Raw genomic sequence first — 26,211 nt, forward strand, 5'->3', positions numbered from 1 at the left:
GCAAAAAGAAAGGGCCGGAGGAGCGATCCTCCGGCCCTTCTTCTTTGGACAAAGCGGGAAGCCTCAGCCGATCTTCGCGGCGGCGAGCGCCTTCAGATCCTTCTCGGCGCGCGCGCCGTAATGCTGGATGATCTCTGCCGCGCAGATCGCGCCGAGCTGGAGCGATTCCTTCAGGCCCTTGCCCTGCGCCTGGCCATGCAGGAAGCCGGCGGCGAACATGTCGCCCGCGCCGGTGGTGTCGACCAGCGCGCTGATCGGTTCGGCGGGAACTTCGATCCGCTCGTCGCCCTGGAGCGCCATCGCCCCCTTCTCGCTGCGGGTGACGACGAGTAGCGGCACCTTTCCATGGATGTGCTGCACCGCCGCTTCGAAATCCTCATGCGCGCACAAGGCGAGCAGTTCGGCCTCGTTGGCGAACAGGATGTCGATCAGCCCATCCTCGATCAGCTTGCGGAAATCGTCGCCGTGGCGCGAGATGCAGAACACGTCGGAGAGGGTGAAGGCGACCTTGCGGCCGGCGGCACGGGCGATGTCGATCGCCTTGCGCATCGCGGCGCGCGGCTCTTCCGGATCCCACAGATAGCCTTCGAGATAGAGGATCGCGCCGTTCGCAATCAGCTGCTCGTCGAGCGCGGCTGCGGGGAGGAACTGCGAGGCGCCGAGGAAGGTGTTCATCGTGCGCTGGCCGTCCGGCGTCACGAAGATCAGGCAGCGCGCGGAGGTCGGCTGGCCGGGGCGCACCGCGGTGTCGAAATGCACGCCTGCGGCGCGGATGTCGTGCGCAAAGACTTCGCCGATCTGGTCGTCCGCCACCTGGCCGATGAACGCCGTCTTGCCGCCGAGCGCGGCGATACCCGCCACGGTGTTCGCCGCCGAACCGCCGGAAACCTCGCGCCCCGGGCCCATCTTGGCGTAGAGCGCATCGGCCTCTTCGGGCGAGAACATCAGCTGCATCGAGCCCTTGGGGACGCCGATCGATTCGATGAAGGCGTCGTCGGCCTGGGCGAGGATGTCGACGATGGCATTGCCGATCGCGACCACGTCGTAGCTGGGGTTGGTCAAGGTTCAGGGCTCCAATTGCAATGGGCGTCGCCCTAGAGAGAGGCAGATACAAGTGCAACCAAGGGAAAACCGTTTGAACGCTGTCCGTCTTGCCAAGTCTTCGGTGCCCTTTTCGGCGCTGCTGCTCGCCGCCTGTTCGGGCACGGTGCCGACTGCGCGGCCGGCCGCGCCGCTGCCGGTGCCGGGGCGCGTGCCCGAGCAGCCGGCGAACCTTGCGCCGATCCGCGGGCTCACCGCGCCGCAGTTGCTCGCGCGCTTCGGCCAGCCGCGGCTGGACGTGACCGAGGGCAAGGGCCGCAAGCTGCAGTTCGTGGGGCCGATCTGCGTGCTCGACGCCTATCTCTATCCGCCCGAGCATGGCAACGGCGCGCCGGCGGTGACCTGGGTGGACGCGCGGCAACGCAATGGCAGCCCGCTCGACCAGGCGAGCTGCGTCGCGGCGCTGGGGAAGCGGAAGTAACTCCCTTCCCGCCAAAGCTCCCCTCCCGCTTGCGGGAGGGGCTGGGGGAAGGACTGATGTGGAAGAAGCGCTGCTCGATCTCAGCCCCTCCCCCGTCCCCTCCCGCAAGCGGAAGGGGAGCGCAGACTGGAGCGGCGCCGCTCCGTTTACGGCAGCAGGATCGTCGATCCGGTCGTGTGCCCGCCCTCGATCGCACGGTGCGCCTCCGCCGCGTCCCGCAGCGCGAAACGCTGGCCGATCTCCGGCTTCACCGTGCCCTTTTTCAGCATCTCGAACAGCCGCGCGGCGCCCGCCTGCCGCTCCTCGAGCGTGACATAATAATCGAACAGCTTGGGCCGGGTAACGAACAGCGAGCCATGCTGGTTGAGCGTGGCAAGCTTCACCCCCTCCACCGAACCGCTGGCATTGCCATAGCTGAGGATCAGCCCGCGCCGCGCCGTCGATCCCAGCGAGGCTTCCCAGGTCGCCTTGCCGATCCCGTCGAACACCACCGACACGCCTGCGCCGCCGGTGATCTCGCGCACGCGCGCGGCGACATCCTCCTGCCCGCGCGACAGCAGCACGTGGTCGCAGCCGACTGCCTTCGCCTTTTCGACCTTGGCTTCGTGGCCGACCGTGCCGATCACCGTCGCGCCGATGCCCTTCAGCCAGCCGACCGCGATCTGGCCGACTCCGCCCGCCGCGCTGTGCACCAGCACCGTCATGCCCGCCTGCACCTTGGCGGCGCGCTCGACCATGAATTCGACCGTGCAGCCCTTGAGCAGCACCGCGGCGGCGGTCTCACTGCTGATGTCGTCCGGCAGCTTGAACAGGGTCTCGGCCTTGAGGTTGCGCGCCGTCGCATAGGAGCCAAGCGCCGGCCCGAAGGTCGCCGCCCGATCACCGACCGCGAAGCCGGTGACGCCCTCTCCCACCGCTTCGATCACGCCCGCGCCTTCGACACCGATGCCCGAGGGCAGCTGCGCCGGATAGACGCCGGTGCGGTGGTAGACGTCGATGAAGTTGAGCCCCGCCGCTTGCGTCCGCAGCCGCACCTCGCCGGGGCCGGGCGCGGGCAGGTCGACCTCGACCCATTGCAGCACATCGGGACCGCCGGTCTGCTCGAAGCGAATCATCTGTTCCATCGAAACTCCATCCTCAATGCACCGGCCACACGGCCATGATCAGTAGCGTGCCGACGATCAAGACCAGCAGCGACAGCGGCGCCCCGAGCCGCGCATAGTCGCCGAACCTGTAGCCGCCCGGCCCCATCACCAGCGTGTTGCACTGGTGGCCGATCGGTGTGAGGAAGTCGCAGCCCGCGCCCACCGCGGTCGCCATCAGGAACGCCTCGGGCCGATAGCCGAGCTCGCCCGCGAAGGTGGCGGCGATCGGCGCCATCACCAGCACCGTCGCGGCGTTGTTGAGGAAGGGCGTCACCGCCATCGCCGCCGCCAGGATCATCGCGACCGCGCCCCAGGGCGGCAGCGTCGCGGCGATATGGCCGAGCTGGTCGCCGATCACTTTGCTGGCGCCGGTGGTACGCAGCGAATCGCTGACCGGGATTAGCGCGCCGAGCATCACCAGGATCGGCCATTCGATATGCTCGTACGCCTCGCGCACCGGCAGGGCTCCGAGCAGGATGGTGAGCCCCGCCGCTGCGAAGAACGCCACTGCCACGGGCACATAGCCGGTCGCCGTCGCCGCCATCGCCACGCCGAGGATGGCGAGCGGCAGCAGCCCTTTGCGCGCGCTGCCGAGCCGCAGCTCGCGCTGTGCGAGCGGCAGGCAGCCCAGTTCGCCCAGCCGCTCGAACAGCAAGTCGAGCGGGCCTTGCAGCACGATCACGTCGCCCGCGCGCAGCTCGATGTCACCCAGCCGCGTGGACAGCCGCTCGCCCTGGCGCGACACCGCAATCAGGTTCACGCCGAAGCGCTCGTGCAGGCCCAGCCGCCCGGCGGTGCGGCCGATCAGCGTGGAGTCGGTCCCGATCACCGCTTCGATCACGCCGACTTCGCCGGTGTTGCCGTCGGGCTGGGGGCGGTCCTGCCCCTCGAGCACGAGCGCATCGGTGGCGATGACGCGTTCGAGATCATCTGGAGCGCCCGCGAGGATCAGCACATCCTCGGGGCACAGGCGGTTGTCCGGGAAGGGCGTACTGCGAATGCCGCCGCGCAGAATGGTAGTCACCGCCACCGCATGGTCGTGGCGTTCGCGGAATTCGGCGACCGTTTCGCCGGCCGCTTCCGATCCTTCGGGGATCGTCGCCTCGGTGACATAGTCCTCGATGTCCATCGCTTCGCCCAGCGTTGGCGCGGCGCGGCGATCGCGCGGGATCAGCCGATAGGCGAAGCGCAGGAAGACCAGCCCGACCAGCGTCAGCCCCAGCCCCACCGGGGCATAGTCGAACATGCCGAAGGGCTGGCCGGTCATCTCCTCGCGCACGCGGCTGACGATGATGTTGGGCGAGGTGCCGATCAGCGTGATCAGCCCGCCGAGCAGCGAGGCGAACGACATCGGCATCAAGAAGGTGGCGGGCGAGGCCTTGGAGCGCTTGGCCATCTGGAAGGCGACCGGCATCATCATCGCCAGCGCGCCGATATTCTTGACCAGCGCCGAGGCGAAGCCGACGCTGGCGCTGAGCAGCAGCAATTGCGAGCGCACCCGCGTCACCCGCCGCTGGAGCAGCAGCATCGCCCGCTCGATCACGCCCGAGCGCTGCACGGCGGCGGAGAGGACGAGGGCCGAGGCAACGATGATCACGATGTCGTCGGAGAAACCGGTGAAGGCCTCCTTGGGCTTCACCACCCCCACCGCTAGCGCCGCGAGCAACGCCAGCACCGCCACCATGTCGTAACGCAGCTTGCCCCACACGAAAAGCAGCATCATGCCGGCAAGCACGACAAGCGACAGGATCTGCGGTGTGGTCAAGCGTACCTCGCGGAAGGAGTGCGAGGAAGCTAACGCGGGCCGGAGGTCTTGGGTCCCGCCGCTACGTCCGCTCAACCCGCGCGGCATAACAGCCACGCTTGGCATAATGCGCGTGGAGATAGGCCACGTCAGGGCGCGCGAGGAAGCGCAGGATCAGCGGCTCCAGCGCAGCGCCATCGGCGAGATCGGCGTCAACCATCTCGCCCGCGGCATCGAAGGCGCGCAGCGAAATCGATCGGATGCGGATCGCCTCCGGCAGCGAGTCGATCATGTCCAGCCGCGTGCGCGATTGTTCGCCGATGAAGATTGCGTGGGTGGCGCGATAGGGCGTAGCCGCGGGCTGGTGTTCATAGTTGAGCAGCAGCACCGTCTCCCCCAGCTCGAGGTCCCGCACTTCGATGCGGTCGGGAAAGCCGGGCTTTGCGTCGACGGTGTAGCGACGGATACCCAGCCCGGCCAGCGCCTCCTCGGAAAGACCGACGAGATGCTCGAACGATGCCGGATCGATGCCTAGAACGCGAAATGCCATGCCCGTCTCCTTGCTTGGGGAGCGGCATAGCGTTGCCGGAAAATCGGCACGTCCCGGTCTCTGCGCTTAAAACGGCTTGAACACTTCCGCCGCGCCTAGAAGTCAGCCGCGGCGGCCGGAGTCAGCGGACGCTCAGTGCACCGTGCCCAGCACCTTGGGTACGGACAGCAGCACCACCAGCCGTTCGATCTGGCGCCAGCGGCAGAAGTGGACGACATTGCCGAGATCCCGGCTCGCCTCGGCACGCGCGGCGGCCTCGCCGCAGGCGGCATGGCCGAAGCGCCGAATCAGATCGGCCGCGTCGTGCACTTCGTCGCGATCGCTCAGATAGGGGTAGACGTCCATTGCAACTCCAACACTGGGGCAGCCCCCGGTCCGTGCCGGCCTGATACACCGGTTTCCCTTCCGCTCCGGTGGACGATGCTGGTGAACGATCCGGAAACCATGGCTAAGGCTGGCGCTTCGCGCAGATTCGTGGCAAGGGGCACCATGCAGTCCACCCCTTCGCGCACGCCGATGGCCGGCGGCTTCCTGTTGACGGCGAGTATTCTCGTCGGCGCAGTGGCCGGGGCCCTACGCGGAGAAGCGACGGTGGGATTGCTGGCCGGGCTGGCGGTGGGGTTCGCCCTCACGCTCGCCGTCTGGCTGATCGATCGCGCGCGAGGTTAGAGGGGCGCGCCTGCAACACTGTATCGGGCTTGCGGTGCGCCGCGCGTAGCCCCAATTTTAGGGTCTCAATGTCTATTCAAAATCTACCGACGCGCCTCGCCGAGGCGCTGGAACAGCGTGGCTATTCCACGCTGACTCCGGTCCAGTCCGCCGTCCTGGAAGACCAGGCCGCGGGCCGCGACCTCATCGTCTCCGCCCAGACGGGCTCGGGCAAGACGGTCGCTTTCGGCCTCGCCATGGCGCCCGAACTGCTCGCCGGCGAAGAGATGCTGCCGCCCGCCGGCGCGCCGCTCGCCCTCATCATCGCGCCGACGCGCGAACTGGCGCTGCAGGTCAGCCGCGAGCTGATCTGGCTGTACAGCCCGGCAGGGGCCCGCATCGCCACCTGCGTCGGCGGCATGGACGCTTCCAAGGAGCGTCGCACGCTCAACCACGGCGCGCACATCGTCGTCGGCACGCCGGGCCGTCTGCGCGACCACCTCGAGCGCGGCGCGCTCGACCTGTCCAGCCTGCGTGTCGCGGTGCTCGACGAGGCCGACGAGATGCTCGACATGGGCTTCCGCGAAGAGCTGGAAGCGATCCTTGACGCGACGCCCGAAGGCCGCCGCACGCTGCTCTTCTCGGCGACGATGCCGCGCCCGATCGTGGCGCTCGCCAAGCGCTACCAGCGCAACGCCTTCCAGATCACCACCAAGAGCGATGATCGCGGCCACGGCGACATCAGCTACCAGGCGGTGACCGTCGCCCCGGCGGATATCGAGCATGTCGTGATCAACCTGCTGCGCCTGCACGAGGCGGAGACGGCGATCCTGTTCTGCGCGACGCGCGACAATGTCCGCCACCTCCACGCCAGCCTGATGGAGCGCGGTTTCGCGGCCGTCGCCCTCTCCGGCGAGCATTCGCAGTCCGAGCGCAACCATGCGCTGCAGGCGCTGCGCGACCGCCGCGCCCGTGTCTGCGTCGCGACCGACGTCGCCGCGCGCGGCATCGATCTGCCGACGCTGACCCTGGTCGTGCACGTGGAACTGCCGCGCGATGCCGAGACGCTGCAGCACCGTTCGGGCCGTACCGGCCGCGCGGGCAAGAAGGGCACCGCGGTCCTGATCGTCCCCTATCCGCGCCGCCGCCGCGTCGAGCAGATGCTGCACGGCGCGCGCATCCCGGCGGTGTGGATCGAGGCACCGACGCCCGAGCAGATCCGCGCCGCGGATCGCGAACGCCTGATCGCGGCGCTGCTTCAGCCGATCGAGACGGACGAGGAAGACGTGGCCCTCGCCGAGCGCCTGCTCGCCGAGAAGACCCCGGCCGAGATCGCTGCCGCGCTGGTCCGCGCGCACCGCTCGCAGCTGCCCGAGCCGGAAGAGCTGATCGAGGCGACTCCGGAAGCGCGCCGCGCCGCGCAGCAGGAGCGCCATCGCCCCGGCTTTGACGACACCGTGTGGTTCCGCATGGACATCGGCCGTCGCCAGAACGCCGATCCGCGCTGGATCCTGCCGCTGATCTGCCGCCGCGGGCACATCACCCGCAACGAAGTCGGCGCGATCCGCATCGCGGCGAACGAGACGCACTTCCAGATCCCGGCGCCGCTGGCGGCGAAGTTCTCGGCCGCGGTCGACAAGTTCGCGCGCACCGCGGGCGACGATGACGACGGCATCCGCATCGAGCGTGCGACCGATGCGCCCGAGCCCGGCGCGCGTTCGGATGGTCCGGCGCGTCGCGGTCCGCCGGCGAACCGCAGCAACGCCAATGGCAAGCCCGGGGGCTTCCGCAAGGGCCCGCCGCGCGCGCGCTGATATCCGCAGCGCCACCGCTCCGTGCGGGCGGGGGCGCTGCGTCAGCCGGAGTTCGATCGAAACTGACCAGCTTGGTTATCGGTTGGCGGCTTCCACCGCATGGTTATAGCTTTCCAGCATCATCTCGGCGTTGAACGCGCGGTGGTCCCGCTTGAACGACCGGTAGCTGCCGAGCATCGACGACAGGAAATGCAACTCCGGCGGCTCCTTTTCGCCAGCCTTGGTTGCTTCGGCCCGCGCGGCGGCGATTGCAGGCTCGATGACCGCCAGGTCTGCGTCGGCGCGTTGCACTAGCGCTGCATCCGGCGCCTTGGAGGCCGTGAACCGCGTTATCAGCGCATTGGCATGGAACATCGCCAGCCGCCGATTATACTCGAGCAGCTTCCCCTCGGCCTTCAGTTTCTCGAGCGTCGCCGTATCGCGCTTGATCGACTCACGATCGATCATGTCGCTGAACCGCTTGAGATCTGCATCCGCCGCGTCGATCTCGGCAAGCATCTGCGCATCTTCCTTACGCCCGCGCGCCAGATTGTCGTCCAGATAGGCCTTGCTGGAATAATAAGGGGCGAGCTCCGCCAGATGTTTCTGGACCTTGGTCATCGACCCGATCAGGGCGTCCGTAGCGGCGTTGAGGTCGGCGGGCGCGCCGGCCAGAGCGCGCGCCTGCTTCAGTTCGTCGATGCCCTTGTCGATCCACCCGGCGTCCACGAGGAACTGGCCATTGGTGGAGGCATGGGCGACATCGGCTTCGCGATACTTGGTCGCCTTGTCGTAGAAGCCGAACGTACCGATCAGCCGATTATGCGCACTGATATAGGCATCGAGCTGCGTCGAGGCGCCGGCGATGCCGGCAGCGGTGCTGTTCTGATCCGCGCCGCGGGATCCGGAAATCTTGTCGCATCCGCTCAGCCCCAGGCTGGCGACGCCGATCAACAGGGCGGCAGTTTTCGAAAATGTCATGGCGTTTCCGGTTTGATAGGGGGAAAGTTCGGCCGCGCGGGCACGGTGAGACAGCGCTGTGCGCCCCGCTGGCATGAAAGGGAGGTCTCGATCGAGGGAACGTCAGATCCAGCGCCGACCGTCCGGTCCAGCACAGCCCGCGGGCGGCAACTGGCCCGGAAAGCGTTCCTGTAGCTTGTGGCAGCCCCAACTGCGCATCGGCTTCGGCGCATAGCCGTTCAGCGCGATCCCGACCTCGTCATAGGGGCTGGCTGCGCGGGCAACGTACATATACCAGCGCCCGCCGAACATGATCGCGCCGGTAACGAGTATGACGCAAAGAACTTGAAATATTTTAGCCACCTAAGACCCCTTGTTGTGACGAAGGGCTTTCCGGTGGCGGCAATACCGACCCGTTTCAAGCATATATGTGATGGATTGCAGATCAGCGGCGGTGGAGGACACTTTCGCCGGAAACGCTGCGCGCAATCCGGCGCAAACGCATACGGCGCCTCTGCAGCATCCCGCCGGCCATCGAGGGCTGCGCCCCTACTCCGCTCGGTGGCGCTTCCTGCCATCCAGCGCGGACAGTACGCCGCGCAGCGTACGCAGTTCCTGGCTCGACCAGCGCGGCTTGGTCAGCAGCGTGCGCAGCGTGCGCTTGGTCGAGGGCACGCGAGCAGGCGGGAAGAAATAGCCCGAATCCTCCAGCATCGAATCGAGCTGGCCGATCATGCCGTCCAGTTCCTCCTGCGACGCCGGCGGCTCCAGATCGACCAGCGGCGGGCTCTCCAGCCCGACATGCTTAGACCATTCATAGGCGACCAGGATCACCGCCTGGGCGAGGTTCAGCGAGCCGAACTCGGGATTGATCGGGACGGTGACGATCGTGCGGGCGAGCGCCACATCGTCCGTCTCCAGCCCCGAGCGCTCGGGCCCGAACAGGATCGCGCTGCGCGTCGGCGCGCCGTGGATCTCGCGCGCGGCGACTTCCGGCGTCACCACCGGCTTGGTCACGCCGCGCTTGCGCACCGTGGTGGCATAGACATGGGTGCAGTCCGCCACCGCATCGGCAACGCTCTCGAACACCTGCGCCTTTTCGAGCACGATGTCGGCGCCGCTCGCCGCAGGACCTGCCGAAGGGTTCGGCCAGCCGTCACGCGGCGAAACAAGCCGCATCTCGACCAGCCCGAAGTTGAGCATGGCGCGCGCGGCCTTGCCGATATTCTCGCCCAGCTGCGGGCGGACGAGCACGATGACGGGGGAATTCAACTTTTGCCGACCTCGCTGACGTTACCGGCGAATTCCTCGAAATCCTTCGCCTCGCGGAAATCCTTATACACGCTGGCGAAGCGGATATAGGCCACCGAATCCAGGCCCTTGAGCGCCTCCATCACCAGCTCGCCGATGCGCTGGGAGGGAATTTCGCTCTCGCCCGTCGTTTCCAGTTGGCGCTGAATGCCCGAGACCAGCCGCTCGATCTGGGCGGGCTGGATCGGCCGCTTGCGGCACGCGGTGGACACCGAGCGCATCAGCTTCTCGCGCTCGAACGGCTCGCGCCGGTCTCCGCTTTTCACGACCGTCAGATCGCGCAGCTGGATACGCTCGAAGGTCGTGAAGCGCGCCCCGCACGCCTCGCACTGCCGGCGCCTGCGGATCGCCGCCCCGTCGTCGGTGGGGCGGCTATCCTTTACCTGGCTGGCTTCATTGGAACAGAAGGGGCAGCGCACTTAGCCGCCGTAGATCGGGAAGCGTTCGCACAGCGCGCGGACGCGGGCCTTCACATCGGCCTCGACCGCGGCGTCGCCTGCCTCGCCCTTGTTGCGCAGGCCGTCGAGCACGTCGGCGACCATGTTGCCGATCTCGCGGAACTCAGCCGTGCCGAAGCCGCGGGTGGTGCCCGCCGGCGAGCCGACGCGGATGCCGCTGGTCTTCATCGGCGGCAGCGGATCGTTGGGAATGCCATTCTTGTTGCAGGTGATCGCCGCGCGCTCCAGCGCCTCGTCGGCGTCCTTGCCGGTCACGCCCAGCGGGGTGAGGTCGACCAGCGCGAGATGCGTGTCGGTGCCGCCAGAGACGAGGTTGGCACCGCGCTCCTTCAGCGTCGCCGCCAGCACCTTGGCGTTCTCGACCACGGCCGCGGCATAGCTCTTGAATTCGGGGCGCAGCGCCTCGCCGAACGCGACTGCCTTGGCGGCGATCACGTGCATCAGCGGGCCGCCCTGCAGGCCCGGGAACACCGCCGAGTTGATCTTCTTGGCGATCGCCTCGTCATTGGTCAGGATCATGCCGCCGCGCGGGCCACGCAGCGTCTTGTGCGTGGTGGTGGTGACGACATGGGCATGGCCGAACGGCGTCGGGTGGACGCCGCCGGCGACCAGGCCGGCGAAGTGCGCCATGTCGACCATGAACATCGCGCCGACCTCGTCCGCGATCGCGCGGAAGCGGGCGAAATCGATGTGGCGCGGATAGGCCGAGCCGCCGGTGATGATCAGCTTCGGCTTGTGCTCGCGGGCGAGCGCGGCGACCTGGTCATAGTCGATCAGGTGATCGTCGGGGCGCACGCCGTACTGGACCGCATTGAACCACTTGCCGCTCATCGCTGCGCGGGCGCCGTGGGTCAGGTGGCCGCCGGCATCGAGGCTGAGGCCGAGGATGGTGTCGCCGGGCTTTGTCAGCGCCAGCATCACCGCGCCGTTGGCCTGCGCGCCCGAGTGCGGCTGGACATTGGCGAAGCCGCAGTCGAACAGCTGCTTGGCGCGATCGATCGCCAGCTGCTCCACCTCGTCGGACGGGTGGCAGCCCTGGTAATAGCGCTTGCCGGGATAGCCCTCGGCGTACTTGTTGGTGAACACCGAGCCCTGCGCCTCGAGCACCGCCTTGGAGACGATGTTCTCGCTGGCGATCAGCTCGATCTGGTGCTGCTCGCGGTCCAGCTCATGCTCGACGCCGGCGAACACCGCGGGATCGACTTCGCTGAGGGTTTTGGTGAAGAAGCCATCCGGCTGAAGGCCTGCCGTAACGGGGTTGGTGCTCATGCGGGGCTCCTTTCGGGGTTGCGCAGCTTCTCCACGCGGCGGACGTGCCGGTCGCCGAGGAAAGCCGTTTCGAGAAACTGGATGATGCACGCCTTGGCCATCTCGATGCCGATCATCCGCGCGCCGAGCGCGATGACATTGGCATCGTTATGCTCGCGCGCAAGGCCGGCGGAGAGCGGCTCGGAGACGAGCGCGCAGCGCGCGGCAGGGTTGCGGTTGACCGCGATCGAGATGCCAATGCCCGATCCGCACAGCGCGATTCCGAAGGTCGCCTCCCCGGTCTCGATCGACTTGCCGAGCCGGTAGCCATAGTCCGGATAGTCGACGCTCTCGGGACCGTTGGTGCCCAGATCGAGCACGTCATGCCCCAGGCCACGCAACCAATCGGCGAGTTCTGCCTTCATGGCGAAGGCGGCGTGATCCGAGGCGAGGGCGATGCGATGTTGCATGGCGCGCCCTCTACGCGCGTGTGCGCCCGCTGGCTAGACACCCAGGAGACCATATGCCGAAGACTCTGTCCGTTCTGTTGCCCGCGCTCGCACTGGGCCTCGCCGCCTGTTCGCCGAGCACCGAGGACCGCGTCGGCAATTCGCTGGATCGCACCGGCGACTCGCTGGCCAATGCGGCCGACCGGCTGGGCGACCGGATCGAGAACCGCGCCGAAACCGCCGGCCGAGCGATCCGCGAAGGCGCGGACGATACCGGCGATGCACTGGCGAACGGCGTGGACCGCACGGGTGACGCGATCGACAACGCGACGCATTAAGGTTCCTTCCCCTCCCCCCTCGCGGGGGAGGGAGGGGCCCGCTGCCGAAGGCAGTGGGAGGGAGAGGGGGGCGATTTGCACCGCAAATCGCGCGGTTGCGACGCAACCGCTCACCCTCTCCAAGCTTCGCTAGGCAGCAAGCTGCCAAGCTACGCTATCCTCCCCCGTCAAGGGGGAGGAGGTCAGTGCTACGCCGCCGCCTTCTTCCCCCGCTTCGGGCTTCCCGACTTGAGCACCCCGCGCCGGAACAGCCGCGCCGCGATGGTCAGCGTGATCGCCACCCAAAGCCCCTGCCAGGCAAAGGCGAGCGCGTGCGGCCAGAGCTCGGGCGCATTCGCCGCGCGGGCGGCCATCGCCATGGGCGAACTGAACGGCACGATCTCGGCCGCGATCGCCACCCAGCTCTCGGGATTGCCCGCAGCGTAGGACGCCATGCCGAACATCGCGAACTGGAAGATCGTGATCGGCAGCGACAGCATCTGGATCTCGCGCTGGGTGGAAGCGAGCGAGCCCACGCCGAGGAACACCGCGCTCTGCAGCAGATAGGCCATCACGAAATAGCCGATCAGCAGCAGCGGGAAGACCGGCCCCACCGCCACGCTCAGATCCGACAGTCCAGCCGCCATGCCCGCGGGCATCAGGTTGGGCAAATTGGCGACCAGCGTGCCCCAGAAGGCGACGAACAGCAGCGCCGAACCGAACGCGCCGAGCAGCTTGCCGAAGAACACGCTTTCCAGCGGCACCGCGGCGGCGAGGATCTCGATCACCTTGTTCGAGCGCTCCTCGGCCATCGCCCCCACCGCCTGGCCCGACAGCATCAGCGTGACCAGGAAGATGGCGAAGGTGGAGAAATAGGCCGCCTGCCCGCGCCCGCTGACGGTTGGCGCCTGCACGGCGATGGTCTCGAAGCGAGCGGTGCTGCGGATGCCCGGCGCGTGCTCGGCGCGCAGCGTCTGGGTGGCGAGTGCGGCGAGATAGCGCCCCTCCGCCTCGGCACCGGCGCGGCGCAGCACCGTGGGATGATCGAGCGGCCCGTAGAGCACCGCCGCCGCCTCGATCGCATCGGAATCGAACAGCGCCCGCGCCTGCCGCGCCATATCCGCTTGCGGATCTTGCAGCTGCAGCTTCGGCCGGGCGGAGTCGCGCGTGAACACGCTGCGCAGTTCGCGGTCGGCGGCGCGCAGGCCGTCCTGCTGGCCGACCGGCACGATCGCCACGAGCATCTGCCGGGCCTCGCCGGCGGCGCCCGCGGCCTGGCCGCTCAGCCCGCCGATGATGCCGAAGCCGATCATCAGCAGCGGGCTCAAGAGGAAGAGCAGGAAGGTGGGCGTCATCACCGTCGCGGTGAGGTCGCGGCGGCCGATGGTCAGCGCCTGGCGGAGGAAACGCGGCATCATGCGATCGTCTCCGGCTGATCGGCGAGCGCCTCGGTGCCGACGATGCGGACAAAGGCATCGTGCAGCCCCGGCCGCTCGATCGACAGGCCGGAGATGCCGTGCCCCGCCTCAATCAGCCGGACGAGCAGCGCCTCGATGCCGCCATCGGGCACGGTGAAGCGCCAGCTGCCCTCCTCGCGCACCGCATCGGCGGGCAGCATTTCCCCGATCGCGTCGGCATCATGATGCGGCGTGTAGCGGGCGCGGAGCGGCAGCAGCGCACGAGCCTCGTCGACGGTGCCCTCGAACCGCACCTTGCCGCCCGCGATCACCGAGATGCGCTCGCACAGCCGTTCGGCATGCGCCATCACATGGGTGGAGAAGAGGATGGTGGCGCCGCGATCGCGCTGGCCGCGGATCAGTAGCTCCAGCCGCTCCTGGTTTACGGGATCGAGCCCCGAAAAGGGTTCGTCGAGCACCAGCAGCTCGGGTTCGTGCACCACCGATCCGAGCAGTTGCACCAGCTGCGCCATGCCTTTCGAGAGCTTGCGGATCTTGTCGTCGGCGGCATGGCCCAGCCCCGCGCTTTCGAGCAACTCCCCTGCCCGCTTGCGCCCCGTCGCCCAGGGCAGCCCGCGCAGCGCGCCCATGAACGCGATCGCCTCGCGACACTTCATATTGGGATAGAGCCCGCGCTCCTCGGGCAGATAGCCGACCTGGTCGCTCATGGCGCGCGGGTGGCGGCTGCCGAGCAGGGCGCGCTCGCCTTCGTCGGGCTCGATGATGCCGAGCAACATCCGTAAGGTCGTGGTCTTGCCCGCGCCATTGGGGCCGAGCACCCCGTAGATAAGGCCCTTGGGCACCGCGATGCCGACGCCGTCGACGGCACGCCGGTCTCCGAAACGCTTGACCAGCCCGGAGGCACTGACGGCGAGTTGCTGCAACGATGCCTCCCCCTAGCAATCGCAACGTGGTAGCGGGTGCGGGTGCGGCAAGACAAGTCCATCGAAGAACGGCTGAAGGCGAAAGCGGCGGAGATCGGCTTCGCGGCCTGCGGCGTCGCGCATGCCGACGCCGCGCCGCGCACCGCCGAGCGGCTGCGCCAATGGCTGGACGAAGGCGCGCATGGCGAGATGCTGTGGATGGAGGAGCGCGCCGAGCAGCGCGGCACCCCGAGGGGCTTGTGGCCCGAGGTGCGTTCGGTGATCGCGCTGGGGATGAGCTATGCCCCCGCCACCGATCCGCTGGCGCTGGCGGGCGAAGGCGAAGTCGGGCGCATCTCGGTCTATGCGCAGGGCGCTGACTATCATGACGTGGTCAAGCGCCGACTGAAGGAGCTCGCCCGCTGGCTGGTCGCCGAGGCGCCTGGCGCCGATGTGAAGGTCTTCGTCGATACCGCGCCGGTGATGGAAAAGCCGCTGTCCGAGGCCGCCGGGCTCGGCTGGCAGGGCAAGCACACCAATCTGGTCAGCCGCAGCCATGGCAGCTGGCTGTTCCTCGGCGCGATCTACACCACGCTCGACCTCGCCTCCGACGGCCCCAGCGGCGGCGGCTGCGGCAGCTGCGATGCCTGCCAGACCGCCTGCCCGACGGGCGCCTTCCCCGCGCCCTATCGGATCGACGCCCGCCGCTGCGTCTCCTACCTCACCATCGAGAACAAGGGGCCGATTCCGCGTGCGTTGCGCGAAGGCATCGGCAACCGCATCTATGGTTGCGACGATTGCCTGGCGGTGTGCCCCTGGAACAAGTTCGCCGCCGCCGCCCAGGCGAACCTCGCCTTCCACCCACGCGCCGAGCTGACCGTCCCCTATCTTGCCGATCTGCTGGCGCTCGATGACGCCGGCTTCCGCGAAGTCTTCGCCGGCTCCCCAATCAAGCGCATCGGACGCGACCGAATGATGCGCAACTGCCTGATCGCCGCAGGGAATAGCGGGAGCGCGGATCTGATTGGACCGGTGGTGGCGCTGCTCGAAGATCCGGCAGCGGTGGTGCGTGGCGCCGCCATATGGGCGCTTGCGCGGCTGGCGCCGGCGCGCTGGAAGGTAGAGCGTGCAGCGCGGGCGGAAACGGAGGGAGATCCCCTCGCACGCGCGGAATGGGAGGGATTTGACGACCCCATCCCAGGCTGATCACTCGCGCGTTTATACCAATGTATGGCCGTTTCTTCGCAATTCTTGTGTTTGCGCACATGCGGAAACGCGGTAGCTCGTGTGCTCCACGGGGGAGACAAGTTATGCGTGTGATTCATGCCGTCCTTTGCTGCCTGGTTGCGTCGCCGGCGCTGGCAGCGCAGACCACGCCCGCACCGACCGCGACACCCCAGGCTGCCGCATCGGCAGTCGAAAAGCCGGTGTGCCGCCGCATTCAGGTCACCGGTTCGACCATGGGCAAGCGCGAATGCCACAGCCGTGCCGAATGGCGCGTGATCGACAACCGGGAAGACCCCAACGCCTCGCGGGCACTGCAGAACCGCCCCATCGGCGGCTGAATGCCGCAAGCGCGGGGGTGGCAGCTTGACTCCGCACGCCCACCCCGCTAGGCGCGCCCCTTCGCAATTGGCCCCGCACCCCGGTGAAGCGGTGGCCCTGCGCTTTTCCTTCAAGAGAAGCACAGGCGAAACCGGGATCGCGATCAGGACGGCTTGCCGCCCGGGTCAACGTCACAGCAATTGGTAAAGGATTTTATATGTCGAAGCGCTCCAGCGCCAAGCATAAGCTCGATCGCCGCATGGGCGAGAACATCTGGGGTCGTCCGAAGTCCCCGGTGAACAAGCGCGAGTACGGCCCGGGTCAGCACGGCCAGCGCCGTAAGGGCAAGATGTCGGACTTCGGCATCCAGCTGCGCGCCAAGCAGAAGCTCAAGGGCTATTACGGCGACATCACCGAGAAGCAGTTCAAGCGCTCGTACGAAGACGCCTCGAAGATGAAGGGCGACACCGGTCAGAACCTGATCGGCCTGCTCGAGCAGCGCCTCGACATGATCGTCTACCGCGCCAAGTTCGCTCCGACGATCTTCGCGGCCCGCCAGCTGGTCAACCACGGTCACGTCCGCGTCGACGGCGAGAAGTGCAACATCGGTTCGCGCCGCATCAAGCCGGGCCAGGAAATCAGCCTGAGCGGCAAGGCGCAGGAAATGGCGCTGGTCATGGAGGCGCAGAGCCTCGCCGAGCGCGACATCCCCGACTATGTCGCACCGGACGGCGCGGCGAAGATCACCTTCACCCGCGTGCCGACGCTCGACGAAGTGCCGTACCCGGTGAAGATGGAACCGAACCTGGTCGTCGAGTTCTACTCGCGCTAATTCGGCTTCCTTCGGGAAACGAGAAACGGGGCGGTCCTTCGGGGCCGCCCTTTTTCGTTGCTCGCGTTCGGTGGGGACACGCGTTCGCGCATCCCCACCAGGTGGTCAGGGCTTGGCCGGAAGGCCGAGCGACGTGCGCAGGAAGCCGTCGCTCTTGTCCAGCATCTGGGTGCGGACCGTATCGTCCTCGAGCTGATGGTCGAGCCCCTTGAACTCGACATAGTCCACTTGCTTGCCCGCCCCGCGCAGCCGCGACGCCATCAGGCGCGATTCGCCCACGCCGACGTTCAGATCCTGATCGCCGTGGAACAGCAGCACCGGCGCCTTGATGCGATCGGCATTCTGCGCGGGCGAGCCCGCCCGGACATGCGCGCCATGGCCGATAAAGGCATCCACCAGCGCGTAATGGGTATAGCCCGATGCTTCGGTGCGCAGCGCCTCCAGATCGGTGACCGGCGCGATCGCGACGATTGCCTTGAACAGATCGGGATCGAGCACCGAGGTCTGCAGCGCCGCATAGCCGCCATAGGACCAGCCGACGATACCCAGCTTGCCGGGCGCCGCGATCCCCTGCTTCAGCAGCCAGCGCCCGCCATCGTTCACGTCTCCGATCGCAGTACGCCAGGATTGGAAGCCGTTCTTCTGATACCAGGCGTCGCCATAGCCGGTGGAACCGCGATAATTGGGCTGGAGCACCGCATAGCCCCGCGCCGCGAAGAATTGCGCAAGCCAGTCGAAGCCCCATTCGTCCCGCGCGCCCGGGCCGCCATGCGGCATCACGATCGCGGGCAGCCCCTTGCCGTCGCTTCCCGCCGGCAGCGTCAGATAGCCGGGGATCAGCGTTCCGTCCGCCGCGGGGAAGGTGATCGGCCGCACGCTGGCCAGCTTCTCGTCCGCCAGCTGCGGCCGCGATGCCAACACCTCGCCCAAACTGTGCGTCTTCTTGTCGTACAGATAATAGGTCCCCGCATCGCTGTCGCCGCTCGCGAACAGCAGCAACTTGGATTCATCGGCGCTGGCATCGACGAAGGTGACCAGCGGCTTGCCCGGCAGCACCTTGGCCAGTGCCGTGCGCAGCTTCTTCAGTTCGGGATCAAAGAATTCGGTTACCCGCTTGTCGGTCGCATAGCTGACGCCGACGACGCGGCGCTGACGCCCGATCCGCACGAGCCCGTCGACATCGACGCTGGCATTGTCGAACACCAGCTTGCGGGTAAGCGTGCCGTCGAGCGCGATGCTGTACAGCGCCGACCGGCCGCCCTCGCTCGCAAAGCCGTACACGACGTTCAGGTCGCGATCGACGGCATAGGGATCGAATCCGACGCTACCGGTCGGCGTTTCGGTGAGCTCGGCGAGCCGTTTCCAGTCCCGGCTGCCGGGCGTGCGGTAGCTATAGATGATGTGGCCGGTGCGCATGCCGGTGGCGTTGGCGGTTTCGACGCCCATCACGCGCACGGTACCGTGCCCATCGCTGATAAATTCCAGCGCCCCCTTCCGAGCGCTCTCCACCGTCTTGCGACGCAGCGTGGTCGCATCCACCAGTTCCACGCCGCGCCCGTCGTCGGTTTTGGCAAGGTTGGTGCCGGTCGAATATTCGGGAACGAAGTCGCGGGTCATCAGCACCGAGCCGTTGGATCCGTCCGGTCCCCAATCGACGACGGTGCCGCCGAACTGCATGATCCCCAGCGCGTTGCTGCTCTGTCGCGAGCTGAGCACCTTCAGGTCGGTGCCATCGGCATTCAGCGTCAGCATGCGGGTGAACGGCAGTTTCTGGACGGCCTGCTCGATCAGGTAGACATTGCAGAGGATGCGCGTGTCGCTGGCCCAATGGCAATCCTGCAGCCGATCGGGCGCGCCGGAGGACCGCAGCACTACCTTGGTGGCGCCCGACGTGACGTCCGCCACCACCAGCGCACTGCCCCGCCCGGTTACGGGCTCGACCATCGCCACGCGGCTACCGTCGGGCGACAGGCTGATCTGCTGAATATGCTCGCGTGCGCCGAACTTTGCGGCATCCTTGCTCTGCGCCATCGCGACGGCAGGCAGTAGCGCGCTGGCCAGGAGCAGCGCACGAACCATCGTTTTCATAGTCCCCCCATATTGATTCCCCGACCCTAGAACGGCGGCAATTTTTCGCAACACGCGTTGGCGATGCTGCGCATTGCCTTGTCCCACGGGACCTGACAGGCTCGTGCGATCCGAACCGATGGAGCCCCTGGATGCGCGTTTCGCTGCTTGCCCTCGCCCTGCTTTCGACCACCGCCGCCCAGGCCCAGACCGCACCCGCGCTCTCGCTCGACACGTTGAAAACCGTCACGCAGACCCTGTCCTCGGACGCATTCGAAGGCCGCAAGCCGACCAGCGCGGGCGAGGACAAGACGATCGCCTATCTGATCGAGCGCTTCCAGAAGGCGGGGCTCAAGCCCGGGAACAAGGGCCAGTGGGTGCAGGATGTGCCGCTGGTCGAGCTCAGCGTGCAGGCGCCGAGCAAGCTCGCCTTCAGCGGCGGCAATACGCCGGTATCGCTCGCTTATGGCAGCGAGGCGGTGTTCTCCACCTATCGTGTCACCCCGAAGATCGACCTGAAGGACAGCGAGGTCGTGTTCGTCGGCTACGGCATCAACGCGCCCGAGCGCGGCTGGAACGATTATGCCGGGCTCGACGTGACGGGGAAGACGGTCGTCATCCTGATCAACGACCCCGACTGGCAGACGATGACGCTCGACGGCCCGTTCGGTGGACGCGCGATGACCTATTATGGCCGCTGGACCTACAAGTACGAGGAGGCCGCGCGCCAGGGTGCGGCGGGCGCGATCATCATCCACGATACCGAACCCGCCGCTTATGGCTGGGGCGTGGTGGAAAGCAGCTGGGGCGGCCCCAAGCTCGAGCAGGATACGCCGGGCGACCATGCCGACCAGTCGCAGCTGATCGGCTGGATCCAGCAGGATTCGGCCAAGGCACTCTTCGCCAGCGCGGGCAAGAACTATGCGGCGCTGGTCGAGGCGGCCAAGCACAAGGGCTTCAAGGCGGTCCCGCTGGGCATGAAGGCCTCGGCCAGCTTCGGCGTGGGCATCAAGCGCCAGGCCTCGAAGAACGTCGTCGGCATCCTGCCCGGCACTGCCAAGCCGGACGAGGTGGTGCTGTTCTCGGCCCATTGGGACCATCTCGGCCACTGCAAGCCGGTGAATGGCGACGACATCTGCAACGGCGCGGTCGACAATGCGACCGGCACCGCCGGGCTGGTGGCGCTTGCCGAGGCCAATGCGAAAGCCGGTCCTGCCAAGCGCAGCATGGTGTTCCTGGCGGTGACCGCCGAGGAACAGGGCCTGATCGGCTCGCAATATTATGCCGAGCATCCGGTCTATCCGCTGGCGAAGACGGTCGGCGGCGTGAACATGGACGGGCTCAACATCGTCGGCAAGGCGAAGGATTTCGTGCTGGTCGGCGCGGGCAAATCCGAGCTGGAGGAACTGGTCAAGCCGCTGGTCGCCGCGGAGGACCGGGTGATCGGCGTGGAGTCGACGCCCGAAAAGGGCGGCTATTACCGCTCCGACCATTTCAGCTTCGCCAAGCTGGGCGTGCCGATGCTCTACGGCGAGAGCGGCGACGATCTGGTCGTCGGCGGCAAGGCGGCGGGTGCGAAGACGGCGGAGGACTATACCGACAAGCGCTACCACAAGCCGCAGGACGCATATGATCCCAACTGGAACTGGGACGGCGCGCTGTCGGACCTGCGGATCTATTACGGGCTCGGCCGTCAGCTCGCCGAGGGCAGCAGCTGGCCGAACTGGTTCAAGGACGCCGAATTTCGCGCGATCCGGGACAAGGCACGCGCGGGGCAATAACTGCGCACTGACCGGGACCGGGGAACGACGGGCGCCGGCATCGCTGCCGGCACCCCTTCTCATCATTTAACATTCAGGAACGGCATGGGCCCCGCGCCGCCCATATAGGTGGGCAGCTGGCCGTTCCATTTCTCCACCGCGCGGAGATTGACGATCTCCGGGTTGGTCCGGATCGCCTCCGCCTCCACCTGGATCGCCTTGGCGTCGCCTTCCGCCTTGGCGATGCGCGCCTCGGCGTCGGCCTTGGCGGTCTCGACATTTGCCTTGGCCGCCAGCGCCTGCTGCTCATTGGCGATCTTGGCGTTGATCTGGTTGAGCACCGCCTCGGGCACGACGATGTTGCCCGCCCAGTAGATCTGCTCGACCTGCAGCCCCACCGGCGCGAAGAAGCCCTGCACGCGCCTTGTCGCGGTGGCGATCAGCTCGGCCTTGTGGGTGCCGTAGATCTCCTCGACGCCGAGCTGCGCCGCGCGCTCGACGATCGCGTTGCGGATCGCGTTCCGCAGCGGGCCCGCGATGATGTCGTCCATGTCGGTCCGATAGCGCTGGAACAGGATCGACGCGCGCGCCGGATCGACATGATAGGACACGCCCACGTCCGCCCGCAGCGAAAGGCCGTTCTTGTCCTGGAAGCTGAAGGCCTCGTCGATCGGGCTCTGCTCGGTATGCGACGCCGTCCAGGTATAGGTGCGGGTGAACACCGGATATTGGTAGATGTGCGTGCCCGGCAGCGCGACGTACCAGCCGACCGGCAACGACTCCGGCCGCACGCCGCCGGCGATGTTGTTCACCCGGATACCCACCTGCCCCGGTTCGACCCGCGCGAAGCTGCTCAAGCCGAAGATGGCCGCAGCGACGGCGATCGTGATCCATACCCAGCTGCGCCCCAGCAGCCGGAACCAGCCAAAGCCACCACCGAAATTCCCCGGTTGATATGCCATTTCTCGAGTCCATGAAGATGGAGGAGAAGCGTCCTCCCGCGCCACGTTCGGGCGTGGGCGACCCCAATGTCGCCCACGCGTGGATGCGCGCGGCCGAACTGATCGGACCGTTGGTCGATGGTCAGATGGAGGTCGGGCGGGATGCGCGGCCGAAGGGCTTCGGTTGCGCAGGCAGGACGACACAGCAACAGCCAAATCGCGGAACAGATGCCGGGAAGACCGGCGATCCCACAATCCTACAGCTCAAGCCAAAACGTCGTTGATCCCTGCTCCTTGTGCAGCACCGAAAGTGGGTGCGAATCTACGCCTTTTGTTGCAGTGCGCAAGCGAATCCGGACGTCGTGCTTCCGATTTTTTTGGACCGACGTCGTCAGCCCAGCATCGCCTGCAGCCCGGTGGAGAGCCGCTCGCCAAACGCATCGCCGTCGCGCGTCACCATGTGCGCGGCCAGCCCCTGCTGCTCGGCAAGGCCCATGCCCGCGGGACCCAGCACCGTGAGCGCGGTCGCCCAGGCGTCGGCCAGCATCGCCTCGCGGTGCAGCACCGAGACCGAAACGACGTGGTTGTCGATCGGCCAGCCGGTGCGCGGATCGATGCTGTGCGCATAGCGCCGCCCGCCCTGCTCGAAGAAACGGCGATAGTCGCCCGAGGTTGCGACCGACAGGCCGTGCAGCGCCACGCGCAGTGGTGCGAGCGTGCTGTCCGGCACCGGCTCCAGCTCAACCCACCAGGGCTGGCCGTCGGGCTTGATGCCTTCGCCACGCAGTTCGCCGCCGATCTCAATCAGGAAATCCTCGATGCCCAGCGCGAGCAGCCGCTCGGCCACGGCATCCACCGCATAGCCCTTGGCGATGCCGGAAAGGTCGATCTGCACCGCCTCGCGCCGGCGGATGCGGCGCTGCTCGGGATCAAACTCAAGATGGCGCGCGCCCGACATCACCTTGGCCTCGCCGATCGCATAAGCGCTCGGCACGTCGTCGCGCGGACCGGCGGGGCCGAAGCCCCACAGATCGGCGAGCACGCCCGCGGCGGGATCGAACGCGCCGCCGCTCGCCGCATGCACCGCCAGCGCCGCCTCCAGCACGCGCGCGCTTTCGGGCGACAGCGGTTGCCAATAGCCGAGCATGCCGCGGTTGAACCGCCCCACCCGCGAGCCAGTTTCCCAGTGGCTGAACTCGGCGATCATCCGGGTCAGCACCGTCTGTACGGTGTCGCGAACATCCGCGGGCGGATCGACGACGACCAGCCGCCACGTAGTGCCCATCGTCGCGCCGCCAAAGGTGGCGACGGGCGCAGCCGATCGCCGCCGGTGGAACGCCGCCGGCGAAAGGCTTTCGGGAATGGCAATACGTACGTCGGCGATCAGGGTGCCAATACCTCCAGCGTGGTCGTGTAGCTGACCCGACGGCCGGAGGGAACGCCCCGCATGCCTTGAGCCCCGCCCCCGGCACGCTGCGCCCCGGCCTGCGCCTGCGGGCGCGGACCCTCGCCTTCGGGCTGCGGCGCATTCTGGGTCACGTTGATCCAGTACATGCCCGCTTCGGGCCACTTGATCGTAACCTTGCCCGCGGCATCGGTGCGCTGCTCCATCTGCTTGGGCGCCGCGCGATAGCGGCCGCCACCGAGGATGGTCGTGACGTACAGGCCAGAAGCGGGCTTGCCGTCGAGCAGGAACTGGAAGGTCGCGGCCTCATTGGCGACGAGATCGTTGGGATGCGTCACCGGCACCAGCTCGATCCCGTCGCCGGTCGGCTTGAACACGGTGTTGGTCGGGGCGCCTTGCGTCACGAAGATCTCGTTGCGGGCGAGCATCTCGCTGGTCTGCACATCGGTAGCGCCCGCAGGGATTGCGCTGGCGAGCTGCGCCTTGGTGGTGCCGCGCGGGAGCATCTTGCTCTCGCCGTTCAGCGTGTAGCGGCCGAACACCCCCTGATTGACCACCGCGATACGGTACGTGCCCTGCTGGGTGAGGTGGACATCGAAGGTCGCGCGGAACTGGCCGACATTGTGATGCTCGGCCTTGCCCTCGGTCCCGTCGGGCTGGGTGATCGTGGGGATCGCGCCCAACGGGCGATGGTCGAAATAGAACAGGTCGTTCGACACCGCCGCATCGACGGTCACCCAGTTATCGGTGCCGGAGACGACGGTAGACGACGGCAGCAGCCACATGCGGTGCGCGATCGCGGCCGGTGCGGCGAGCGCAGTGACGGCGGCAAGGGCGAAAAGCGGCTTGCGGAACTTCATGGTACGGATCCCCCCGGATTAGCGCTTGAGCGTGAACGAGACGGCGCCGAGTTCGCTGGCGCCCTTGGCCGTGGCGGTGGCGCTGCTGCCGTTCCAGGTGAAGGGCAGCCGCACGACCTCGCGGCCGCCGACTTCGCGCGCGGCTTCCACCACCAGCGTGTACTGGCCCGGCGTCAGCGCCGGCATGCCGTCCTTGCCGGCGACGAGGCGCTGCTTCTGCACGCCCGGCGCGCGGGTCGCGCCGCTGATACCGTCGGCCGGGAAGCGCATCGTGCGGCCCGCCGCGCGCCACCATTGCCGCACCTCGTGCAGCCACTTGGTGCCTTCGCCGCCGCGCTTGTCGACGTCATACCAGACGGAGAGCGTCCGCGGTGCCTGCCCCTCTTTTTCCAGCCACACCGCGACATAGGGCTTGTGATATTCGGCCACCTGAATCCGCGGCAGCGTGATGGACAGGTCCATCGTCTGCGCCGCGGCCGCGTTGGGCAGCAGCGCGCCGGCGCCAAGTGCGGCCGTGGTGAGTCCGGTCAGGCGAAACTGCATGAAAAACCCCTTTAGTGGATCAGGAACAGCGCGATCAGCGCAGGAATGGCGAGGCCCGCGGCGACCAGCGGCCAGGTGCTCTTGCGATGCTTGGAGTGCATCCACAGCAGCACCAGCCCGGTCAGCGTGAACACCAGGCAGGCGAAGGCGAAGACGTCGATGAACCATTTCCATGCGGTGCCGGCGTTGCGGCCCTTATGGAGATCGTTGAGATAGGCGATCCAGCCGCGCGAGCTGATCTCGCTCGTCACCTTGCCGGTGTCGCGCTCGATCGCGATCCAGCCATCGCCACCCGGTCGCGGCTGGGCGAGGTAGATCTCGTCGGCCGACCATTCGGCGACGCCCTGCGCCGGCATTTTCAGGTTGGCGCGCAGCCAGCCCGCTACCGGCGCGGGCAGCGGCTGCTTGGCATCGGGCTTGTCGTCGGGCCGGACCAGCGACAGCAGCGCAGGCGGCAACTGGGCGGCGCGATCCACCGTCTGCGGCGCCCCCTCGATGTCGGACGCATGGTTCAGCGTGAACCCGGTGATCGCGAACAACAACAGCCCGATCAGGCTGATCGCCGAGCTCATCCAGTGCCAGGTGTGAAGCTGCTTGAGCCAGAAGCTCTTGCGGCTGCGCTTGCGGGGCGCGACGGAGGGAGTCGGGGCGTGCATCGGGCGGTGGAGAATCTCGGCTGGGGTCAGATCGCCGCGATAACGCGAACGATTCGCAATTACAACGCCGGAGTTGTAACAGACTGTCCCATTGGAAACGCTGTGTTCGCGAACCTATGCCCTGGTTTGGCTGTGCGGCCCGCCCGCAAGCCGCTATTCCGGCGCCAGCAAATACGGAGAGCAACGATGCGTGACGACCTGGTACTCCAGACGATCGAGCCGACCACGCACGACCTGGGCGGCTTCAAGGTGCATCGCACCCTCCCCTCGCGACCACGCACCATGGTGGGGCCGTTCATCTTCTTCGACCAGATGGGCCCGGCGATCCTCGACGTCGGCACCGGCATCGACGTTCGGCCCCACCCGCACATCAATCTCGCTACGGTCACTTATCTGTTCGCCGGTGCGCTCGGCCATCGCGATTCGCTGGGAACGGATGCGACGATCGAGCCGGGCGCGGTGAACCTGATGACCGCGGGGCACGGCATCGTCCATTCCGAACGTTCGCCCTCGGCCGAGCGGGAAAAGGGCCCCGAACTCTCGGGCATCCAGACCTGGCTCGCGCTGCCCGAGGCCGTGGAGGAAATGGACCCTGCCTTCGAGCATGTCGCCGCTGGCGAACTGCCGATCGTCGCGGCGCACGGCGCGCGCGCCCGAGTGATCATGGGCGAATTGTGGGGCGCCGCCGCCCCGACCACCACCTATGCCCAGACCATCTATGGCGACATCGTCCTCGATGGCGGCGCCAGCATCCCAATCGACGCGGTGGCGGACGAGCGCGCGCTCTATGTGGCGATGGGCGACGCGAGCCTCGACGGCATGCCCCTGCTGCCGATGACGCTCTACCTGCTGCGCCCCGGCATCCGTGCGACGCTGCGCTCCGAACGCGGCGCGCGGGTGATGTTGTGCGGCGGGGAGGCGTTCGCGACGCCGCGCCACGTATGGTGGAATTTCGTCAGCTCCAGTCGCGATCGGATCAACCAGGCAAAGGAAGACTGGAAGGCCGGGGCCTTCCCCAAGGTGCCCAATGATGACAAGGAATTCATCCCCATCCCCGAAGTTCCTAAGACCGTAAGTTACCCCTAGTTTTCCTTCACTTGCGGCTTCGGCCCAACCGGCGCATCTAGGGCTGGGCAG

The 26,211-nt window shown here is 67.4% G+C and carries 29 protein-coding genes; 10 read left to right on the plus strand and 19 right to left on the minus strand.

Annotated elements, in window-relative coordinates; genetic code table 11:
* Positions 1-63 precede the first annotated feature (63 nt).
* Complete coding sequence (locus tag RT655_RS07665; RefSeq protein WP_313535890.1) at positions 64-1,062, minus strand: adenosine kinase; 999 nt, start codon at positions 1,060-1,062, stop codon at positions 64-66.
* Positions 1,063-1,135: 73 nt separating this feature from the next.
* Here RT655_RS07665 and RT655_RS07670 point away from each other — a divergent pair, with 73 nt between their 5' ends.
* On the plus strand, positions 1,136-1,522 hold the full coding sequence (locus RT655_RS07670) for a hypothetical protein (RefSeq protein ID WP_313535891.1): 387 nt from the start codon (positions 1,136-1,138) through the stop codon (positions 1,520-1,522).
* A 146-nt stretch (positions 1,523-1,668) separates the two neighbouring features.
* Here the strand turns inward: RT655_RS07670 and RT655_RS07675 are convergent, their stop codons facing one another.
* The 4 genes from RT655_RS07675 to RT655_RS07690 form a co-directional block, all read right to left on the minus strand.
* Positions 1,669-2,646 carry a quinone oxidoreductase gene (locus tag RT655_RS07675; RefSeq protein ID WP_313535893.1) on the minus strand — a complete coding sequence of 326 codons (978 nt, stop codon included), beginning with the start codon at positions 2,644-2,646 and terminating at the stop codon, positions 1,669-1,671.
* Between the two features lie 13 nt (positions 2,647-2,659).
* Positions 2,660-4,432, minus strand: a complete 1,773-nt coding sequence (locus RT655_RS07680) for an SLC13 family permease (RefSeq protein WP_313535894.1) — start codon at positions 4,430-4,432, stop codon at positions 2,660-2,662.
* Positions 4,433-4,493: 61 nt separating this feature from the next.
* The gene (locus RT655_RS07685) at positions 4,494-4,961 is read right to left on the minus strand and encodes a DUF1203 domain-containing protein (RefSeq protein ID WP_313535895.1); all 468 of its coding nucleotides are present in this window, start codon (positions 4,959-4,961) and stop codon (positions 4,494-4,496) included.
* A gap of 132 nt (positions 4,962-5,093) precedes the next feature.
* Positions 5,094-5,306, minus strand: coding sequence for a hypothetical protein (locus RT655_RS07690; RefSeq protein ID WP_066720093.1), 213 nt, complete (start codon positions 5,304-5,306; stop codon positions 5,094-5,096).
* A gap of 144 nt (positions 5,307-5,450) precedes the next feature.
* Between RT655_RS07690 and RT655_RS07695 the strand changes: the two genes are divergently transcribed.
* The gene (locus RT655_RS07695; RefSeq protein ID WP_217644171.1) at positions 5,451-5,630 is read left to right on the plus strand and encodes a hypothetical protein; all 180 of its coding nucleotides are present in this window, start codon (positions 5,451-5,453) and stop codon (positions 5,628-5,630) included.
* A gap of 68 nt (positions 5,631-5,698) precedes the next feature.
* Positions 5,699-7,423, plus strand: coding sequence for a DEAD/DEAH box helicase (locus RT655_RS07700; RefSeq protein WP_313535896.1), 1,725 nt, complete (start codon positions 5,699-5,701; stop codon positions 7,421-7,423).
* A gap of 75 nt (positions 7,424-7,498) precedes the next feature.
* Here the strand turns inward: RT655_RS07700 and RT655_RS07705 are convergent, their stop codons facing one another.
* The 6 genes from RT655_RS07705 to rpiB all read right to left on the minus strand — a co-directional run bounded on the left by RT655_RS07705 (position 7,499) and on the right by rpiB (position 11,849).
* The gene (locus RT655_RS07705; protein ID WP_313535897.1) at positions 7,499-8,383 is read right to left on the minus strand and encodes a DUF3829 domain-containing protein; all 885 of its coding nucleotides are present in this window, start codon (positions 8,381-8,383) and stop codon (positions 7,499-7,501) included.
* A gap of 102 nt (positions 8,384-8,485) precedes the next feature.
* On the minus strand, positions 8,486-8,725 hold the full coding sequence (locus RT655_RS07710) for a hypothetical protein (RefSeq protein WP_313535898.1): 240 nt from the start codon (positions 8,723-8,725) through the stop codon (positions 8,486-8,488).
* A 186-nt stretch (positions 8,726-8,911) separates the two neighbouring features.
* Complete coding sequence (locus RT655_RS07715) at positions 8,912-9,634, minus strand: RNA methyltransferase (RefSeq protein WP_313535899.1); 723 nt, start codon at positions 9,632-9,634, stop codon at positions 8,912-8,914.
* Positions 9,631-10,092, minus strand: coding sequence for a transcriptional regulator NrdR (gene nrdR / locus RT655_RS07720; RefSeq protein WP_064311935.1), 462 nt, complete (start codon positions 10,090-10,092; stop codon positions 9,631-9,633). The genes RT655_RS07715 and nrdR overlap by 4 nt, the downstream gene beginning before the upstream one ends.
* Positions 10,093-11,400 carry a serine hydroxymethyltransferase gene (glyA, locus tag RT655_RS07725; RefSeq protein ID WP_313535900.1) on the minus strand — a complete coding sequence of 436 codons (1,308 nt, stop codon included), beginning with the start codon at positions 11,398-11,400 and terminating at the stop codon, positions 10,093-10,095.
* Positions 11,397-11,849 (minus strand): ribose 5-phosphate isomerase B, encoded by a 453-nt coding sequence (gene rpiB / locus RT655_RS07730; protein ID WP_313535901.1) that lies wholly within the window; start codon positions 11,847-11,849, stop codon positions 11,397-11,399. Before rpiB ends, glyA begins: the two co-directional genes overlap by 4 nt.
* Positions 11,850-11,902: 53 nt before the next feature.
* Between rpiB and RT655_RS07735 the strand changes: the two genes are divergently transcribed.
* Positions 11,903-12,166: a hypothetical protein gene (locus RT655_RS07735; RefSeq protein WP_313535902.1), complete on the plus strand. Its 264-nt coding sequence runs from the start codon at positions 11,903-11,905 to the stop codon at positions 12,164-12,166.
* 188 nt (positions 12,167-12,354) lie between these two features.
* Here the strand turns inward: RT655_RS07735 and RT655_RS07740 are convergent, their stop codons facing one another.
* Positions 12,355-13,563, minus strand: a complete 1,209-nt coding sequence (locus RT655_RS07740; RefSeq protein ID WP_313535903.1) for an ABC transporter permease — start codon at positions 13,561-13,563, stop codon at positions 12,355-12,357.
* Complete coding sequence (locus RT655_RS07745) at positions 13,560-14,486, minus strand: ATP-binding cassette domain-containing protein (protein WP_313535904.1); 927 nt, start codon at positions 14,484-14,486, stop codon at positions 13,560-13,562. Before RT655_RS07745 ends, RT655_RS07740 begins: the two co-directional genes overlap by 4 nt.
* Positions 14,487-14,528: 42 nt before the next feature.
* On the opposite strand from RT655_RS07745, the gene queG reads away from it, so the two are divergent.
* The 3 genes from queG (at position 14,529) to rpsD (ending at position 16,842) form a co-directional block, all read left to right on the plus strand.
* Positions 14,529-15,671 carry a tRNA epoxyqueuosine(34) reductase QueG gene (queG, locus tag RT655_RS07750; protein WP_313535906.1) on the plus strand — a complete coding sequence of 381 codons (1,143 nt, stop codon included), beginning with the start codon at positions 14,529-14,531 and terminating at the stop codon, positions 15,669-15,671.
* Between the two features lie 104 nt (positions 15,672-15,775).
* A complete protein-coding gene (locus tag RT655_RS07755) occupies positions 15,776-16,030 on the plus strand; it encodes a hypothetical protein (protein WP_313535907.1) in 255 nt (84 codons plus the stop codon).
* Positions 16,031-16,227: 197 nt separating this feature from the next.
* Positions 16,228-16,842 carry a 30S ribosomal protein S4 gene (rpsD, locus tag RT655_RS07760; RefSeq protein ID WP_313535908.1) on the plus strand — a complete coding sequence of 205 codons (615 nt, stop codon included), beginning with the start codon at positions 16,228-16,230 and terminating at the stop codon, positions 16,840-16,842.
* Positions 16,843-16,947: 105 nt separating this feature from the next.
* Here rpsD and RT655_RS07765 read toward each other — a convergent pair whose 3' ends face one another.
* Positions 16,948-18,930 carry a S9 family peptidase gene (locus RT655_RS07765; RefSeq protein WP_313535909.1) on the minus strand — a complete coding sequence of 661 codons (1,983 nt, stop codon included), beginning with the start codon at positions 18,928-18,930 and terminating at the stop codon, positions 16,948-16,950.
* A gap of 131 nt (positions 18,931-19,061) precedes the next feature.
* On the opposite strand from RT655_RS07765, the gene RT655_RS07770 reads away from it, so the two are divergent.
* Positions 19,062-20,690, plus strand: coding sequence for a M28 family metallopeptidase (locus RT655_RS07770; RefSeq protein ID WP_313535910.1), 1,629 nt, complete (start codon positions 19,062-19,064; stop codon positions 20,688-20,690).
* 62 nt (positions 20,691-20,752) lie between these two features.
* Here the strand turns inward: RT655_RS07770 and RT655_RS07775 are convergent, their stop codons facing one another.
* Positions 20,753-21,631 (minus strand): prohibitin family protein, encoded by an 879-nt coding sequence (locus RT655_RS07775; protein WP_313535911.1) that lies wholly within the window; start codon positions 21,629-21,631, stop codon positions 20,753-20,755.
* A gap of 11 nt (positions 21,632-21,642) precedes the next feature.
* Between RT655_RS07775 and RT655_RS07780 the strand changes: the two genes are divergently transcribed.
* Entirely contained in the window at positions 21,643-21,894 is a 252-nt protein-coding gene (locus RT655_RS07780; protein ID WP_313535912.1) for a hypothetical protein, read from the plus strand.
* 107 nt (positions 21,895-22,001) lie between these two features.
* Here the strand turns inward: RT655_RS07780 and RT655_RS07785 are convergent, their stop codons facing one another.
* From RT655_RS07785 to RT655_RS07800, 4 genes are all read right to left on the minus strand, one after another.
* On the minus strand, positions 22,002-22,895 hold the full coding sequence (locus RT655_RS07785) for an FAD:protein FMN transferase (RefSeq protein WP_313535913.1): 894 nt from the start codon (positions 22,893-22,895) through the stop codon (positions 22,002-22,004).
* Positions 22,896-22,993: 98 nt separating this feature from the next.
* Complete coding sequence (locus RT655_RS07790) at positions 22,994-23,875, minus strand: DUF4198 domain-containing protein (RefSeq protein WP_313535914.1); 882 nt, start codon at positions 23,873-23,875, stop codon at positions 22,994-22,996.
* A gap of 18 nt (positions 23,876-23,893) precedes the next feature.
* On the minus strand, positions 23,894-24,418 hold the full coding sequence (locus RT655_RS07795; protein ID WP_313535916.1) for a DUF2271 domain-containing protein: 525 nt from the start codon (positions 24,416-24,418) through the stop codon (positions 23,894-23,896).
* Between the two features lie 11 nt (positions 24,419-24,429).
* Positions 24,430-25,089 (minus strand): PepSY-associated TM helix domain-containing protein, encoded by a 660-nt coding sequence (locus RT655_RS07800; protein ID WP_313536925.1) that lies wholly within the window; start codon positions 25,087-25,089, stop codon positions 24,430-24,432.
* A 171-nt stretch (positions 25,090-25,260) separates the two neighbouring features.
* On the opposite strand from RT655_RS07800, the gene RT655_RS07805 reads away from it, so the two are divergent.
* Entirely contained in the window at positions 25,261-26,160 is a 900-nt protein-coding gene (locus tag RT655_RS07805) for a pirin family protein (RefSeq protein ID WP_313535917.1), read from the plus strand.
* Positions 26,161-26,211 lie beyond the last annotated feature (51 nt).

It is taken from the genome of Sphingomonas sp. (genome assembly GCF_032114135.1).
GTDB lineage: Bacteria > Pseudomonadota > Alphaproteobacteria > Sphingomonadales > Sphingomonadaceae > Sphingomonas.